Annotated in this window: 12 protein-coding genes and 2 tRNA genes; 10 read left to right on the top strand and 4 right to left on the bottom strand. The window is 46.1% G+C overall.

Annotation, left to right across the window (positions count from 1 at the left end; all coding sequences use genetic code 11):
• Positions 1-60: 60 nt before the first annotated feature.
• On the bottom strand, positions 61-2,100 hold the full coding sequence (locus ACHUFZ_RS16945; RefSeq protein WP_394128060.1) for a sensor domain-containing protein: 2,040 nt from the start codon (positions 2,098-2,100) through the stop codon (positions 61-63).
• A 196-nt stretch (positions 2,101-2,296) separates the two neighbouring features.
• On the opposite strand from ACHUFZ_RS16945, the gene ubiT reads away from it, so the two are divergent.
• The 10 genes from ubiT to truB all read left to right on the top strand — a co-directional run bounded on the left by ubiT (position 2,297) and on the right by truB (position 10,485).
• Positions 2,297-2,824: a ubiquinone anaerobic biosynthesis accessory factor UbiT gene (ubiT, locus tag ACHUFZ_RS16940; protein WP_134835433.1), complete on the top strand. Its 528-nt coding sequence runs from the start codon at positions 2,297-2,299 to the stop codon at positions 2,822-2,824.
• Positions 2,808-3,311, top strand: coding sequence for a GNAT family N-acetyltransferase (locus ACHUFZ_RS16935; protein WP_394128059.1), 504 nt, complete (start codon positions 2,808-2,810; stop codon positions 3,309-3,311). Before ubiT ends, ACHUFZ_RS16935 begins: the two co-directional genes overlap by 17 nt.
• A 223-nt stretch (positions 3,312-3,534) precedes the next feature.
• Entirely contained in the window at positions 3,535-3,867 is a 333-nt protein-coding gene (secG, locus tag ACHUFZ_RS16930) for a preprotein translocase subunit SecG (protein WP_004415521.1), read from the top strand.
• Positions 3,868-3,896: 29 nt separating this feature from the next.
• A tRNA-Leu gene (locus ACHUFZ_RS16925) sits at positions 3,897-3,980 on the top strand.
• A gap of 56 nt (positions 3,981-4,036) precedes the next feature.
• A tRNA-Met gene (locus tag ACHUFZ_RS16920) sits at positions 4,037-4,113 on the top strand.
• Positions 4,114-4,335: 222 nt separating this feature from the next.
• Positions 4,336-4,791 carry a ribosome maturation factor RimP gene (gene rimP, locus ACHUFZ_RS16915; protein ID WP_134835436.1) on the top strand — a complete coding sequence of 152 codons (456 nt, stop codon included), beginning with the start codon at positions 4,336-4,338 and terminating at the stop codon, positions 4,789-4,791.
• Positions 4,792-4,815: 24 nt separating this feature from the next.
• Entirely contained in the window at positions 4,816-6,303 is a 1,488-nt protein-coding gene (nusA, locus tag ACHUFZ_RS16910; RefSeq protein WP_134835437.1) for a transcription termination factor NusA, read from the top strand.
• A gap of 22 nt (positions 6,304-6,325) precedes the next feature.
• Positions 6,326-9,013 (top strand): translation initiation factor IF-2, encoded by a 2,688-nt coding sequence (infB, locus tag ACHUFZ_RS16905; RefSeq protein WP_394128058.1) that lies wholly within the window; start codon positions 6,326-6,328, stop codon positions 9,011-9,013.
• 114 nt (positions 9,014-9,127) lie between these two features.
• The gene (rbfA, locus tag ACHUFZ_RS16900) at positions 9,128-9,535 is read left to right on the top strand and encodes a 30S ribosome-binding factor RbfA (protein WP_394128057.1); all 408 of its coding nucleotides are present in this window, start codon (positions 9,128-9,130) and stop codon (positions 9,533-9,535) included.
• Positions 9,535-10,485 carry a tRNA pseudouridine(55) synthase TruB gene (gene truB / locus ACHUFZ_RS16895; RefSeq protein ID WP_394128056.1) on the top strand — a complete coding sequence of 317 codons (951 nt, stop codon included), beginning with the start codon at positions 9,535-9,537 and terminating at the stop codon, positions 10,483-10,485. The genes rbfA and truB overlap by 1 nt, the downstream gene beginning before the upstream one ends.
• Positions 10,486-10,552: 67 nt before the next feature.
• On the opposite strand, the gene ACHUFZ_RS16890 is transcribed toward truB, so the two are convergent.
• The 3 genes from ACHUFZ_RS16890 to gltB form a co-directional block, all read right to left on the bottom strand.
• Positions 10,553-10,981 carry a DUF1499 domain-containing protein gene (locus ACHUFZ_RS16890; RefSeq protein WP_394128055.1) on the bottom strand — a complete coding sequence of 143 codons (429 nt, stop codon included), beginning with the start codon at positions 10,979-10,981 and terminating at the stop codon, positions 10,553-10,555.
• A 103-nt stretch (positions 10,982-11,084) separates the two neighbouring features.
• The gene (locus ACHUFZ_RS16885) at positions 11,085-12,497 is read right to left on the bottom strand and encodes an FAD-dependent oxidoreductase (RefSeq protein ID WP_394128054.1); all 1,413 of its coding nucleotides are present in this window, start codon (positions 12,495-12,497) and stop codon (positions 11,085-11,087) included.
• A 21-nt stretch (positions 12,498-12,518) separates the two neighbouring features.
• Positions 12,519-16,982 carry a glutamate synthase large subunit gene (gene gltB, locus ACHUFZ_RS16880; RefSeq protein WP_394128053.1) on the bottom strand — a complete coding sequence of 1,488 codons (4,464 nt, stop codon included), beginning with the start codon at positions 16,980-16,982 and terminating at the stop codon, positions 12,519-12,521.
• Positions 16,983-17,212: the final 230 nt, after the last annotated feature.

Below are 17,212 nucleotides of genomic sequence, written 5' to 3'. Positions count from 1 at the left end.
ATGGCAAATTTGATGTAAGGCAGGTTTGAGTGAGTTTCTAAGTTAAATACTCACTTGGAGTTAGTTTTTGTGGCGACGATTTTGCGCAAACAGCTCTTCAACCTCTTGTCGTGGCTGCGGGCGATAGAAGTGGAAGCCCTGAATAGAGTTACAGTTGAGGTTAGACAATAGGGTTGCCTGTTGCTGGGTTTCAACCCCTTCCGCTACCACCGTTAAGTTGAGTGATTTACCGAGGTTGATGATGTTTTCAATCACGGTGATTTGCTTCGGTAGGGTATCGATATCTGAGATAAAGGCGCGGTCAATTTTAAGCTCATCAATCGGGAAGCGTGCTAAGTATGATAACGACGAGTAACCAGTACCAAAGTCGTCAATTGATAGCGCAAACCCAAGTCTCTTAATCGCATTGAGCATTTGCAGAGTGTGTTCACTGTCGCTCATCACGGCACTTTCAGTAAGCTCAAAGGTGATGCAGCTAGGATCAAGTTCCGTCGTGCGCAGCAGCTTCTCCATATAATCAATTAGCTTAGGGTTACCAAACTGTTCTGGTGACAAGTTGATCGCCACGCGGCCAGGTAAGATACCTTGCAGTTTCCAGCGTTTAACCGTTGAAAATACATCGCGCATCACTACGCGACCTAGGTGCTCGATAAGACCTGCACGCTCCGCGACAGGAATGAACGCGCCCGGACTGATATAGCCTTCAACAGGGTGTTTCCAGCGGATCAACGCTTCGGCGCCGTTAATACTAAAGTCACGCGCGTTTACTTTAGGTTGATACCAAACTTCTAAGCCGTTTTGCTGTAGCGCTTTTTGCAGTTCAATCTCAAGCCAAAGACGCATACGCGCTTCTTTGTTCATTTGATCATTGAACTTAATTAGACGGTTACGGCCGCGATCTTTTGCTTCATACATCGCAGTGTCAGCATTTTGCAGCAGAATTCGCGCGTCGTTGCCATCGCCAGGGTAGGCGACACTACCAATTGAACAAGCCAGTCGCTTACTGAAGTGGTGCAGATCAAAAGGCTGATTAATCAGTGAGATAATGCGTTCTGACAACATTTCAACCATGCGGTTATTGTCAGGCTCAGGCAGAATGATGCCAAACTCATCCCCTCCTAAATGCCCTAATACCGCGTGTTGCGGTAAAAGACGCTTAAGACGAGAAGAGACTTCTTTAATCACTTTGTCACCAATATGGTGGCCCAAAGAATCATTAATGTTTTTGAAGTTATCGATATCGAGATAGAGCATGATCAGCGGCGTTTCATTATGAATCAGCTGCTCAAGTCGTTTAGTAAAGCCGAAACGATTGTATAGCCCGGTTAGAGAGTCTAAGTGGGCATCTTCATGTTGTGTGCTTGAGAAAGAAACTTGGCCGGACTCCGCGTCTTGAATCAGCACCAGTTGCGAGTCACTGCCCAAGACCATGGTTGAGTCAGCAAGCAATTGTACTTTACGCTCAAAACCGCAGCGAGGTCCTGTTAAACACGTTAGCGGTGTTTCACTTAACTGATCGACGAAAGTGTCTGAAAAGACCGTTTTCGTTTTCTCATCGACAAACAAGCGTGAGAGGTTCTCGCCAAGGATGTCTTGCATTGATTCAAAGCCGAGTAAGCGCAGAGCCGCTGGGTTGGCAGAAATAATGCAATCATCTTCGAGAAGAAAAATACCTTCAGGCAATAAGGAGGTTAGGGTAGAAAACTTACCTTCCGACTCTTCGAGCGAGCGAACTAAAATTTGCTTTTCTGAAGTATCGAGCGCGTGAAAAATGACATGCTCAATTTTGCCATCATTATCGATTGGAGAAAGGTTGAAATGAAGGCTAGTCTCAAGGCCGAGATCGCCAATGGTCATTTCTGCTTCAATAGATTCGCCTTTGAAGGCTCTCGCGTAGTAAGGCTTGAGGTGATCATAGAACTGCTGCCCCATGATCTGTCTGTCATTCATACCGACTAATTCGGTTGAGGTTAAACCTGCAATATCACAATAGCGCCCGTTAACCATGGCATAATTATGCTGGTTATCCAGAATGGCGAAAAAAAACGGACTATTGGCCGTTATTTTTGTAAACCAGTGCTGTAATTGTTGCGATAGCATCAAGTTTGTTCCGACTCTCCGACGAGCTATATATTCACAGTATAAGTGAATCTGAGTGATGTAATTACTATAACTGTCCTAGCGCCTAGTTTAAAGAGTTAAACCAGAGCACCTATTTTTTGATAAATAACAGGAATTGGCAGTAAAACATACTCTATGATGGGGGACTTAGCTAACAAAGTAACGGATAATTCGCGTGATTAACAAGATTCGCACCCAACTAGTTCAAAATGCCGCATCAATTTTGCGATCTCCAGTCCACTTATTGCCTCAAACTGTACAAAAAAAAGCCTTGCTTGAAGGGCTTAAAACTGTGTTTAAAGAAGCGTTAGAAGATGGTGACTTTGAGTTTCTTGAAGGTAAGTGGCTAAAAGTCGAAGTAAAAGATATGCAGCTAAGTTGGTTGATTAGCTATGAAAATGAACAAATTATCGTGGCAGATCACGAAGTCAAAGAAGATGTGCTTTTTAGCGGCAACCTCAATGACCTTGTTTTGATTGCCGGACGTAAAGAAGACCCAGATACTTTGTTCTTCCAACGCCGCTTAAAAATTGAAGGTGACACTGAGCTAGGGCTTGAAGTTAAAAACCTCATGGACAGTGTTGACCTCGAATCTTTACCAAAAGCATTACAAACTCTTCTAAATCAACTAGCCGATTTTGTGCAAAAAGGCTTACAATCGCCAACAACACAAAAAGAGGTTGTAAATGCTTATTCGAACTGAAGCGCCAGCAGACATACTGGCTATCGATAGATTACTAAAGTCTACGTTTGAGACAGAGGCCGAAGCCAACTTAGTGATGAAGCTAAGAGAAAACGGTCGCCGTACACTTTCCCTTGTTGCTTGTAACGATGAAGGCGAAGTTGTTGGTTATGTGCTGTTTAGCCCAGTAACAATTGATGGCACTGATCTTAATTGGCAAGGGTTAGCACCTTTGGCGGTACATCAAGATTATCGTAACCAAGGCATTGCTGCCGAACTTGTAACAGAGGGTTTCTCTTCTTTACTAGAGTTTGGTTACCCAGCTTGTGTTGTACTTGGCGATCCTGCTTATTACGGCCGTTTTGGTTTTGAAAATAGCGCTAAGTTCAATATGCGTTGCCAATGGGATGTGCCGGAAGGTGCTTTCCAAGTTGTGGCATTAGCTGATGGTGAACTGGATGGCCATTCTGGACTAATCGAGTACAGCCCTGAATTTTCAGAAATTTAGAACGCAATAAAAGAGGGATGAAGGAAAAGTTATACTTTTGTCCTTTTTTTGACCGCTTAAGTCTAAGTGCGTACTTTTTTGAAAAAATCTACTTGTCAGCGTAATCGTGTTTCGCTAGTATTGCTCGGCCTTCGATAAGGAGGTCGCTAGCCTTGTTCAAAAACACGATAAAAAGCGTTTTCGAGCGGCGCTGGCTCAACAATTTGGAACATAGGTGGAAATCATGTTTACAGTTCTACTTGTGATTTACCTGTTGGCAGCGGTTGGTGTAATCGGCCTAGTGTTGATTCAACAAGGTAAAGGCGCAGATATGGGAGCCTCATTCGGTGCAGGCGCATCAAACACAGTGTTTGGCGCAAGCGGCTCAGGTAACTTCCTAACCCGAATGACTGCAATTTTTGCAACAGTATTTTTTATCCTTAGCTTAGTACTTGGTAATATGTCTACACATAAGACTGAGTCACAGTGGGTAGACCCGACTCAAGGTCAGGTTATCCAACAAGCTGATGATGCGAGTGAAATTCCAGCCCCTCAAGGCGACGAAATTCCTCAATAAGCTATTCTAGCTTTTAGATAGATTTAGCTGCCGAGATGGTGAAATTGGTAGACACGCCAGCATGAGGTGCTGGTGCCTTAGGTGTGAGGGTTCGAGTCCCTCTCTCGGCACCATTGATTTACAAACTTGTAAAACACCTTGGAGAGCGTATAATGCTCGACAAGTCGGACGCGGGGTGGAGCAGTTTGGTAGCTCGTCGGGCTCATAACCCGAAGGTCGTCGGTTCAAATCCGGCCCCCGCAACCAAATCCTTTTTCTTTTATAGATAGTGGATTAGGACAAGTTTGCGTAGTAGCAATACTACGAGTTAAACGGCATAGATATCGTTTAACGTATCAGGGTCCAGCAACAAAAACCCCGACTTTTCGGGGTTTTTTGTTATCTAAATTTCCTTAATTGGATGTTTGGAGCTTTGCTTGGAATTTAAATTGGGCTCTGAGCCCTTTTTTTGTTTCTGGAGTGGTTAAAATGACTGGTTTAGAAAGACAACTTACTGAAATGCTTGAAGCTCCTGTAGCGGCATCAGGTTACGAGTTAGTTGGATTAGAATTTATTCGCGCAGGCGAGCATTCAACGTTACGTATTTTCATCGATCACGAGAACGGCATTAATGTCGAAGATTGTGCAGAAGTTAGCCGCCAAGTAAGTGCGGTTATGGACGTTGAAGATCCAATCACTGTGGCTTACAACCTTGAAGTGTCTTCACCAGGTTTAGAAAGACCACTTTTCAAAGCTGCACACTATGAACAATTTATTGGTCACGAGGTAAGCATCGTTTTGAAGATGGCTGTTGGTAACCGTCGTAAGTGGAAAGGTGTAATCCACGCCGTCGATGGTGAGACAATCTCTGTTACTGTTGAAGGTAACGAAGAAGAGTTTGCTCTAAGCAACATCTCAAAAGCTAACCTGATCCCTAAATTTTAATTTGAGTCTTAGAGGCTATTTAAAATGAGTAAAGAAATTTTAGCGGTAGTAGAAGCGGTATCGAACGAAAAAGCGGTACCTCGTGAACGCATCTTTGAAGCCCTTGAAATTGCTCTAGCAACATCAACTAAGAAAAAACACGAAATGGAAATTGACGTTCGTGTTGAGATCGATCGTAAAACTGGTGAATTCGAAACTTTCCGTCGCTGGGAAGTAGTAGAAGTCGTAGAAAGCCCAACTAAAGAGATCTCTTTAGAAGCGGCTCAATACGAAGACCCAGAACTAAACGTTGGTGACTTTGTTGAAGATGATATTGAGTCAGTAACGTTTGACCGCATCACAACGCAAACGGCTAAGCAAGTTATCGTACAGAAAGTACGTGAAGCTGAGCGTGCACAAATCGTAGAGCAGTTCATCGACAACGAAGGTGAGCTAGTTACAGGTGTTGTTAAGAAAGTAAACCGTGAAACGGTTGTTCTTGATCTAGGTAACAACGCTGAAGCGGTTATCCTACGTGATGACCAACTTCCTCGTGAAAACTTCCGTCCAGGCGACCGTGTTCGTGGTCTTCTGTACAAAGTTGCTCCAGAAGCGCGTGGCTTCCAGCTATTCATCACACGCTCTAAGTCAGAAATGCTAGCTGAGCTATTCCGTGTTGAAGTGCCAGAAATCGCTGAAGAGATCATCGAACTGAAAGGTGCAGCTCGTGATCCAGGTTCTCGCGCTAAAATCGCAGTTAAAACAAATGACAAACGTATCGACCCTGTAGGTGCGTGTGTTGGTATGCGTGGTGCACGTGTACAAGCAGTATCTGGTGAGCTTGGTGGTGAGCGTATCGATATCGTACTTTGGGACGATAACCCAGCTCAGTTTGTTATCAACGCAATGGCTCCTGCTGACGTTGCTTCTATCATTGTTGATGAAGATGCAAACGCAATGGACATCGCTGTTGAAGCGGACAACCTAGCGCAAGCTATCGGCCGTAACGGTCAAAACGTACGCCTAGCGTCTCAACTAACTGGTTGGGAACTAAACGTAATGACAGTTGAAGATCTTCACAAGAAACACGCTGAAGAATCTCAAGCTGCAATCGAAAACTTCATGAAGCACTTAGACATCGAAGAAGACTTCGCTCAGCTACTTGTTGAAGAAGGTTTCTCAACGCTAGAAGAAGTTGCTTACGTTCCTGTAAACGAGCTTCTTGAAGTTGATGGTCTAGATGAAGACCTAGTAGAAGAACTACGTAGTCGTGCTAAGAATGCACTAACAACTCTTGCGCTTGCACAAGAAGAGTCTTTCGAAGGTGTTGAACCTGCAGAAGACCTACTAGGCCTAGAAGGTCTAGAGCGTGAGATGGCATTCAAACTGGCAGCAAAAGGTGTAGCAACACTAGAAGACCTTGCTGATCAGGGTATCGACGATATTGAAGGTATCGAAGGTCTAACCGAAGAACGTGCGGGTGAGCTAATCATGGCAGCTCGTAACATTTGTTGGTTCGGCGAAGACGCATAATTTTCAGCAAGGAGGAAGCGGCATGACACAAATTACTGTTAAAGCACTGAGTGAAGAAATTGGAACTCCAGTGGACCGCTTATTAGAACAACTTGCTGACGCTGGTATGAAGAAAGCGAGTAGTGATCAAGTTTCTGACGACGAGAAGCAGAAGCTTTTGACTCACCTTAAGAAAGAGCACGGTGACACTTCAGGTGAAACTGAGCCTACTCGCTTAACTCTACAGCGTAAAACTCGCAGCACACTGAGCGTAAATGCAGGTGGCGGCAAGAGTAAGGATGTTCAAGTAGAAGTACGTAAGAAGCGCACTTACGTGAAGCGCAGCACTATCGAAGACGAAGCAAAACGTGAAGCTGAGGATGCAGCGAAGCGTGAAGCCGAAGAGCTTGCGAAACGTGAAGCTGAAGAGCTTGCAAAACGTGACGCTGCAGAGAAAGCACAACGCGAAGCCGAAGAGAAAGCGAAACGAGAAGCGGATGCAAAACGTGACGCTGAAGAGAAGGCACAACGCGTACAAGCTGATAAGGCTAAGAAAGACATGAATGCAAAAAATGCAGAAGTGAATACTCAAGCGAAGAAAGAAGCTGACGAACTTAAGCGTCGTCAGGAAGAAGAAGCACAGCGCAAAGCAGAGCAAGAAGCTGCGAAGCTTGTTGAAGAAGCTCGTAAGCTAGCTGAAGAAAACGAAGCGCGCTGGACTGAAGAAGAGAAGAAGAAGAAAGAGTTAGAGAACTCTGACTACCACGTAACGACTTCTACTTACGCTCGTGAAGCTGAAGATGCAGCTGACCGTAAAGAAGAAGGCGGCCGTCGTAAGAAGAAGAAAAAAGCTTCTAACAACGATGACCAAGGTCGTGGTGGCCGTAACCAGCGTGGCGGCAGAAACCGCAACAAAGGTAAGCTAGCTAAACCAACTTCAATGCAACAAGGCTTCGATAAGACCGCAACAGTAGCGAAAGCTGACGTTGCTATCGGCGAAACGATCGTTGTTTCAGAACTTGCTAACAAGATGTCTGTTAAAGGCACAGAAGTTATCAAAGTAATGATGAAGATGGGCGCAATGGCGACTATCAACCAAGTGATCGACCAAGAAACTGCAGCGCTTGTTGCTGAGGAAATGGGTCACAAGGTAATCCTACGTAAAGAGAACGAGCTAGAAGAAGCGGTACTATCAGATCGTGATAACAGCGCAGAATCAGTGCCTCGTGCTCCAGTAGTAACTATCATGGGTCACGTAGACCATGGTAAGACTTCTACACTTGACTATATCCGTAAAGCACACGTTGCTTCAGGTGAAGCGGGCGGTATCACACAGCACATCGGTGCATACCACGTTGAAACTGATAACGGAATGATTACTTTCCTTGATACTCCTGGACACGCTGCGTTTACAGCAATGCGTGCTCGTGGTGCTCAAGCGACAGATATCGTTGTTCTAGTAGTAGCAGCCGATGATGGCGTAATGCCACAAACAATCGAAGCAATCCAGCACGCGAAAGCGGCAGGTGTTCCTCTGATTGTTGCTGTGAACAAGATCGATAAAGAAGACGCGAATCCAGATAACGTTAAGAACGAGCTAGCTCAATACGACGTTATTCCTGAAGAGTGGGGCGGTGAGAACATGTTCGTTCACATCTCTGCGAAACAGGGTACAAACATCGAAGGTCTTCTAGAAACTATCCTTCTACAATCTGAAGTTCTTGAACTGACAGCGGTTGAAGAAGGCATGGCATCTGGTGTTGTTGTTGAATCTCGCCTAGATAAAGGTCGTGGTCCAGTTGCAACTGTACTTGTCCAGTCTGGTACTCTAAACAAAGGTGATATCTTACTTTGTGGTCAAGAATATGGCCGTGTTCGTGCAATGCGCGATGAAAATGGTAAAGAAATCACTTCAGCTGGTCCTTCTATCCCTGTCGAAATCATCGGTCTATCTGGTGTGCCATCTTCAGGTGACGAAGCAACTGTAGTTCGTGATGAGCGTAAAGCTCGTGAAGTTGCAAACTACCGTCAAGGTAAATTCCGTGACGTGAAACTTGCTCGTCAGCAGAAATCTAAACTAGAGAACATGTTCTCTAACATGACCGCTGGTGAAGTTGCTGAGCTGAACGTTGTTCTTAAAGCTGACGTTCAAGGTTCTGTTGAAGCAATCGCAGACTCGCTACTGAAACTGTCAACTGATGAAGTTAAAGTGAACATCGTAGGTTCTGGTGTTGGTGGTATTACTGAAACTGATGCAGTTCTTGCTGAAGCTTCAAACGCTATCATCCTTGGCTTTAACGTTCGTGCAGATGCTTCAGCGCGTCGTGCAATCGAATCAGCTAACGTTGATCTACGTTACTACTCAATCATTTATCAATTGATTGATGAAGTTAAACAAGCAATGGGCGGTATGCTAGCTCCAGAATTCAAGCAAGAGATCATTGGTCTTGCTGAAGTTCGTGACGTATTTAAGTCACCTAAGCTGGGCGCAATCGCTGGTTGTATGGTTACAGAAGGCACCATCAAGCGTAGCAACCCAATCCGTGTACTACGTGAAAACGTTGTTATCTACGAAGGTGAACTAGAGTCACTACGCCGCTTCAAAGACGACGTTCAAGAAGTTAAGAACGGCTACGAATGTGGTATCGGCGTTAAGAACTACAACGATGTTCGCGTTGGCGACCAAATCGAAGTATTCGAAATCGTTGAAGTTAAACGTACTCTAGACTAATTGACTATAATTACTGGCTTACTCTTTGATGAATAAGCAGTAATTGGTTGTTGAATACGCCATGGGGGGCTGGAATTTATCCATCCCCCCATTCTTTCTAATAAGAGAAAAGATATGTCAAAAGAATTTAGCCGCACGCAGCGTGTTGCACAGCAGCTGCAAAAAGAACTTGCGATGATCCTTCAGCGCGAAGTTCGTGATTCTCGCCTAGGTATGGTGACCATCTCTGATGTAGAAGTGTCACGTGACCTAGCTTACGCAAAAGTATTCGTTACTTTCCTATGCGTTGGCGAGCAAACGCCAGAATCTTGTCTAGAAGCACTGCGCGAGCACGAAGTGCACATTCGTATGATGCTAGGTAAGCGCATTCGCCTACGTCTAACACCTGAAGTTCGTTTCTACTACGACAATACTCTTGTTGAGGGTATGCGTATGTCGAACCTTGTGTCTGAAGTGGTAAGCGAAGATAAGCGCAAGCAGAAAGATTCAGGTCGTGAAGAAGATCAGGCAGGTGAAGAGTAATGGCTCGTCGTCGTAAAGGTCGTCCAATTAATGGCGTTATCCTTCTGGATAAACCCACAGGCATTTCATCTAATGATGCACTGCAAAAAGTAAAGCGTGTTTACTTTGCAGAAAAAGCAGGTCATACCGGTGCTCTGGATCCCCTAGCGACAGGTATGCTGCCAATTTGCCTTGGTGAAGCAACCAAGTTTTCTCAATTCTTGCTCGATTCAGATAAGCGTTACCGAGTGATTGCTAAGCTAGGTGAGCGCACTGATACCTCAGACTCTGATGGTGAGATTGTCGAGACTCGTCCAATCGATGTGTCTCTAGAAAAGCTAGAAGCATGCATCGATAAGTTCCGTGGTGAGTCTGACCAAGTACCTTCAATGTTTTCGGCATTGAAGTATCAAGGTAAGCCACTGTACGAATATGCTCGTAAAGGCATTGAAGTTCCGCGCGAATCTCGCAAGATTACGGTTTATGAAATTGTACTGCATCGCTTTGAAGGTGATGAAGTCGAGATGGAAGTTCACTGCTCGAAAGGCACTTACATCCGTACTATCGTTGATGACCTAGGTGAAATGCTTGGTTGTGGCGCTCATGTGACTATGCTTCGTCGTACTGGAGTTGCTAAATACCCGTATGAGAAGATGGTAACGCTTGAGCAGCTCAATGAACTGCTTGAGCAAGCACACCGTGATGAAGTCGCGCCAAAAGAGCTGCTTGATCCGCTGCTATTGCCAATGGATACCGCAGTAGAAGATTTGCCAGAGGTGAATTTGAATGCTGAGTTAACCAACCTAGTGCAACATGGTATGCCAGTGCAAGTATTAGGCGCGCCAGAAGGAACGCCTCTGCGTATGACTTCTGGTGAAGAGAAACTGTTTATTGGTGTGGCAGAAGTCAATGGTGAAGGTAAGGTTGCGCCTAAGCGCCTTGTTGTTTTTCGTGATGAAGCTGAGCAGTAATTTGCTTTCCTGCGAATAAAAAACCGAAGCTTAATGCTTCGGTTTTTTGTATCTAGGCGCTAGGTATCTACTCGATAAGGCCGTTTTGTTTTAGTTGATCGCGCAGCTGCTCGGCGCGTTTACGATTTACGCCAAAATCCGAATAGCCAACGCGTGATTCTGAGCGTACCACCAGTGTGTCACCGTCTATTTTTAATTCTAGGTCATCAACAAAGCGCATGATCTTTGAGGTGCACTCGATACGTAAGTACCCCCCTTCTTTGACCGCGGTTTTCGCCCCAGGTAGTTTAAGGGCTACTTCCTCGATGTTGTCGAGACTCGCATTGGCTGTCAGGGTAAAGGGAGCGAGCTGATATTTCTCGCGATTGTCTTGGGTCGAGACACAGTTAGGTTTGTCACCACATGGTGAAGCAGTACGATCCGTCATGGTTTGAACTCCTTGGCTGCAAGCGGTTAAACCCAACATAGCGATGGAAAGGAGAGCTGCTTTCTTCATGTTGAATTCCTGTTGGTTATTTTGGGCTTAATTATATGTAGCGCAAGAAAAAAGGATCCAATTGTAGGATCCTTTTGTGATGTTGATAGAGCTAAAAATGGAATTAGACATCTAGGTAGTCGAGAATACCTTCGGCTGCTTTTCGCCCTTCATCAATTGCGGTTACGACCAGATCCGAGCCGCGAACGGCGTCGCCACCAGCAAAGATCTTTTTGTTGCTGGTTTGGAACATAAACTCTTGTTCCGCTGGAGCTTGGATTCGTCCCCATTGATCGAGTTCAACGCCATAAGGTTCAAGCCAAGCCATTTGATGTGGCTGGAAACCGAATGCCATAATGACTGCATCGGCTTCAAGTATATGTTCACTGCCTTCAACGGGCTCTGGACGACGACGTCCAGCTTCATCTGGCTCACCAAGTGCAGTTTTTACCACCTTAACACCAGAGACTTTACCTGAGCTGTCTAGCTCAAGGCCAAGAGGTTGCAGGTTGAACATAAAGTTAACCCCCTCTTCCTTGGCATTTTTCACCTCACGGCGTGAGCCTGGCATATTGGCTTCATCTCGGCGGTAAGCACAGATGACATGGTCTGCATTTTGGCGAATAGAAGTACGAACACAGTCCATAGCGGTATCACCACCACCAAGCACCACGACTTTCTTACCTTTCATATCAATGAATGGCTTGTCGTCCTCTAAATCCATTACTTTATAGGTATTAGAAATCAGGAAAGGCAGAGCGTCGTAAACGCCGGGTGCATCTTCGTTCTCCAGACCTGCACGCATATTCTTGTAAGTACCCACGCCAAGGAAGACTGCATCGTAGTCATCAATCAGCTGCTGCATTTGGATGTCTTGACCCACTTCAGTATTAAGGCGGAACTCAACGCCCATTTCGCTAAAGACTTTACGACGATTTTCCATCACCCCTTTTTCGAGCTTAAATGATGGGATACCGAAAGTGAGTAGCCCGCCAACCTCTGGGTAACGGTCAAACACGATAGGCTTAACACCATTACGAACTAGAATGTCAGCCGCAGCGAGACCAGCAGGGCCGGCGCCAATAATTGCGACTTTCTTATCAGTCCATTCGACTTTCGACATGTCTGGTTTCCAACCCATCTCAAAAGCTTTATCAGTAATGTACTTTTCAATATTACCGATCGTGACGGCACCAAAATCATCATTAAGCGTACAAGAACCTTCACACAGTCGGTCTTGTGGACATACTCGGCCACACACCTCAGGTAGGCTATTGGTTTGGTGAGACAATTCGACAGCTTCGATAATACGTCCCTCATTGGCCAGCTTTAGCCACTGAGGGATATAGTTGTGAACCGGACATTTCCATTCACAGTAAGGGTTACCACAATCTAAACAGCGATCGGCTTGAGCTGTCGCTTGCTGCTTAGTAAAAGGTTCGTAGATTTCGACGAATTCAATCTTACGAATTTTAATTGGCTTTTTCGCAGGATCTACACGTTGTACGTCGATAAATTGGTATACGTTCTGGCTCATGTTCTATACATCCTCCATGACTTACTGGGCTTGAACGCGCAGTTCTGCAGCGCTGCGACTTTGGTGACCAAGCAGTGTGCTGAGATCTGCCGCTTTTGGTTTCACCAAGTAGAACTTTGGAATCCATTCATCAAAGTTCGCCAAAATATCTTCAGCATGCACTGAGCCGGTTTCTTCTAGGTGCTCCGCGATTAGACCACGTAGATGTTCTTGGTGAATGTGTAAGTCAGATAGGGCAACTGCCTCAACGGACTCTTCATTTACGCGACCTTGGAAATCCTCATTCTTATCCAAGACGTAAGCAAAACCACCTGTCATACCTGCGCCGAAGTTAACACCTGTAGCGCCAAGTATCGCGACAATACCACCTGTCATGTATTCACACGCGTTGTCGCCAGCACCCTCAATCACAGCAATCGTGCCTGAGTTACGTACGCCGAAACGTTCACCAGCGGTACCAGCGGCAAATAACTTGCCTCCGGTTGCACCGTATAGGCAGGTATTACCAATGATGGTCGCTTCATTACACTTAAACGCCGTACCTTGGTGTGGTTTGATGACTATCTTGCCGCCTGCCATACCTTTACCAACGTAGTCGTTGGCATCACCGGTTAGATAAAGCTCTACGCCGCCAGCATTCCATACACCGAAAGACTGTCCGGCAGTGCCATCAAGGTGGAGCTTAATTGGCTTAGCCGCCATACCTTGGTTGCCATAACGCTTGGCGATTTCACCGGATAGGCGAGCACCAATGGAACGGTCGGTATTGATGACGCTATAGAAGAAGTCTGCGGATTGTTTTGCTTCTACAGCCGCTAAAGCATCTTCAATAATCTGTTGGTTGAGCTCTGCTTTATCGAACGGCGCATTAGGCTCCGTCCAGTAAACGGGGTGTCCTTGCGGTGACACTGGCGCTTCCAAGATATTTGAAAGGTCGAGTTTGCTCTGCTTCGCTGTCATCCCTTCTACTGCTTCCAGTAGGTCGGTACGACCAATTAAGTCAGTCAGTTTCTCAACACCAAGTTCAGCCAGCAGTTCACGTACTTCATCAGCTAGGCCGACAAAGTAGTTCATTACCATTTCAGGCAGGCCTTTGAAATATTCTCTACGTAGGGTGTCATCTTGGGTAGCAACACCAGTTGCACAGTTATTTAGGTGACAGATACGTAAGAACTTACAGCCCATTGCCACCATAGGAGCCGTACCAAAGCCAAAGCTTTCAGCGCCTAAAATAGCGGCTTTTACGACATCAAGACCTGTTTTAAGACCACCATCGACTTGCAGGCGAATCTTATGGCGTAGACCATTTGCGACTAGGGCTTGTTGGGTTTCTGCTAGGCCTAGTTCCCACGGGCTACCCGCGTATTTTACCGAGGTCAGTGGGCTAGCAGCTGTACCTCCATCATAGCCGGAGATGGTGATAAGGTCGGCATAAGCCTTGGCTACACCAGTGGCGATAGTGCCAACACCCGGCTCAGAGACCAGTTTTACTGAAACCAGAGCTTTCGGGTTGACTTGCTTAAGATCGAAGATCAACTGGGCCAAATCTTCAATTGAGTAAATGTCGTGGTGTGGTGGCGGTGAAATTAGTGTCACGCCCTGTACTGAGTAACGAAGTTTGGCGATCTCAGCTGTCACTTTATGACCCGGTAGCTGACCACCTTCACCAGGTTTTGCACCTTGCGCCACTTTAATTTGCAGCACATCGGCATTGGTTAGGTAGTGCGGTGTAACACCAAAGCGGCCAGAAGCAATTTGCTTAATGCGCGAGTTACGTTCAGTGCCGAAACGACGTGGGTCTTCGCCACCTTCACCTGAGTTAGAGTAGCCACCTAAACGGTTCATTGCAGTCGCGAGTGCTTCGTGGGCTTCAGGGCTTAATGCACCAATCGACATGGCTGCGGAGTCAAAGCGTTTAAATAGGTCAGTACTCGGTTCAATCTTCTCTAGTGGAAGAGGGGCGTCTGACTTTTTCAGCTTCATTAAGTCACGCAACATCGCAGTAGGGCGTTCATTTACTTGCTTAGCAAAGCTCTTATAGTCTGATGACTCGCCGGATTTGACCGCTTGTTGCAGTGTGCCAACCACATCTGGGTTGTATGCGTGGTACTCGCCGCCGTGAACATATTTGAGCAACCCGCCATGTTCAATCGGTTTACGTTTTGCCCATGCCTTGCGAGACAAGTTGTAAATGTCTTGCTCGAAATCTTCGAAGTTGGCACCTTGAATACGAGTCGTAACACCTTTAAAGCACAAGTTAACCACATCTTGGCTTAGACCAACCGCTTCAAACAGTTGTGAGCAGCGGTAAGAAGCAACAGTCGAGATACCCATCTTCGACATGATTTTATACAGACCTTTGTTGATACCGTATTGGTAGTTCTGCATCACTTCACGGTAGCTCTTATCAATACCGCCGTCGTCGATCACTTTACCCAGCGCCTCGTAGGCTAGGTATGGATAGACCGCTGTGGCACCAAAGCCAAGTAGAACGGCAAATTGGTGAGGATCACGGACTGTACCTGTTTCTGCAATTATGTTGGCATCACAGCGGAGGTTGGCATCGATAAGGCGGCTTTGCACAGCACCGACCGCCATTGCTGCCGGGATAGGTAGTAAGCCTTTTTTCAGGTTTCGGTCTGATAACACAACTAAAACGGTGCCATCTTGGACCACTTCGACCGCTTGGTCACACAAGTCCTGAATCGCTTTCTCTAGATCCTTCTCTTCAGGATCGTAATTAATATCTATGATTGTACTGCGGTAATACTCGTCATTAAGTTCGAGCAGTTGCTGCATATCTGAGTAAAGCAGAACAGGCGAACCAAATGTCACGCGGTGGGCGTGCCCATCCGTTTCACAGAAGACATTCATCTCTTGGCCAATACTGGTTGCCAGAGACATAACATGCTTTTCACGTAGCGGGTCGATTGGCGGGTTAGTGACCTGAGCAAACTTCTGGCGGAAATAGTCAGTGACTAAACGTTCTTTAGAAGAAAGCACCGCCATAGGGGTATCATCACCCATTGAACCGACAGCTTCCTGGCCCATATCACCAAGTACTCGCAATACTTGATCGACTTCCTCGTTACTCATCGCAAACTGTTTCTGGTAAGTCTTAAGCTGGTCATCAGCGAAGCTGCGTTCACCTACTTTATCATCCGGCAATGCGGAGAAAGGAGTCAGTTTATGGACGTTGTTGTCCATCCATTCGCGATAAGGGTGGCGACCTTTAAGGTCATTATCAATTTCGCTCGATTGCCATAGTTTGCCGCGGCGAGTATCGACGACCAGAAGTTCACCCGGCCCGACACGGCCTTTCTCTGCAACTTCATCTGGCGCGTAATCCCAAATGCCGACTTCAGAGGCGAGTGTGATGAGCTTGTCTTTAGTAATCACATAGCGAGCAGGGCGCAGGCCGTTACGGTCTAAGTTACACGCAGCGTAGCGGCCATCAGATAGAACGATACCGGCAGGACCATCCCATGGTTCCATATGTTTGGAGTTAAAGTCGTAGAAGGCGCGCAGATCAGGGTCCATGTCTGGGTGATTTTGCCATGCTGGCGGAACCAGCATTCGCATCGCACGGAAGATATCCATACCGCCAGCTAAGAATAGATCCAGCATGTTATCGAGACTTGAAGAGTCTGAACCGGTTTCATTCACGAATGGCGCAGCGGTCTTGAGATCCGGCAGTAGTGGCGACGAAAATTTGTAGGCACGAGCACGCGCCCACTGGCGGTTGCCTTCAATAGTATTGATTTCGCCATTGTGCGCTAAGTAGCGGAATGGCTGAGCAAGTGGCCAGCGTGGTTGAGTGTTGGTTGAGAAGCGTTGGTGGAACAGACAGATCGCTGACTCCATACGAAGATCAGCAAGATCTAAGTAGAAGCGTGGCAGATCCGCAGGCATACATAGCCCTTTGTAGACCATAACTTGAGTCGACAAACTACAGATATAGAAGTCACTATCATCAGTGATCTGTTTTTCAATACGTCGGCGAGCGATATACAGGCGGCGTTCGATGTCACGTTCGCGCCATCCAGCCGGTGCAGAAATGAAAACTTGCTGAATATTTGGCAGCGAATCTGCTGCAATTGGGCCAAGCACAGCTGAGTTAGTAGGGACTTCACGCCAACCCGAAACGGTCAAGGTCTCTTGCGCAAGCTCTTGGTTTATAACGTCTTTAGCTGACTGTGCTTTGGCTGGGTCTTGGTTGAAGAAAATCATACCGACAGCATATTGCTTGCCAAGATTAAAACCATTTTCTTCAGCGATTAAACGTAGGTAAGAGTCCGGTTTTTGTAGCAATAGGCCACAACCATCACCGGTTTTTCCATCTGCTGCGATACCGCCGCGGTGAGTCATGCGATCAAGTGCTGAAATAGCGGTACGTACCAATTTATGGCTTGGTTCACCTTCCATGTGTGCAATCAAGCCAAATCCACAGTTATCTTTTTCAAGATTAGGATCATATAGAGCCATTGCAATTCTCCCTTTGCTTCACCTGTCTCCCGACAGAACTACCAACATTAAAAGGGTTGGTATATATGACTAACTATTCGTTCTAATTGTTATTATTCGTATAAATATGCACTAAATTCCGTTAGAACTATTAACAAATATTGAGGAAATAATTTTCATCGACTTCACAACGTATAGGTTATTATGAAAAAGGTCAAGTTCTTGGTGGAAAATCATGCCAATGTGCGATT

The organism is Vibrio hepatarius (genome assembly GCF_043642085.1).
GTDB lineage: Bacteria > Pseudomonadota > Gammaproteobacteria > Enterobacterales > Vibrionaceae > Vibrio > Vibrio hepatarius_C.
The sequence above is the reverse complement of the archived record's forward strand: the minus strand, read 5'-3'. Positions and strand labels throughout refer to the sequence as shown.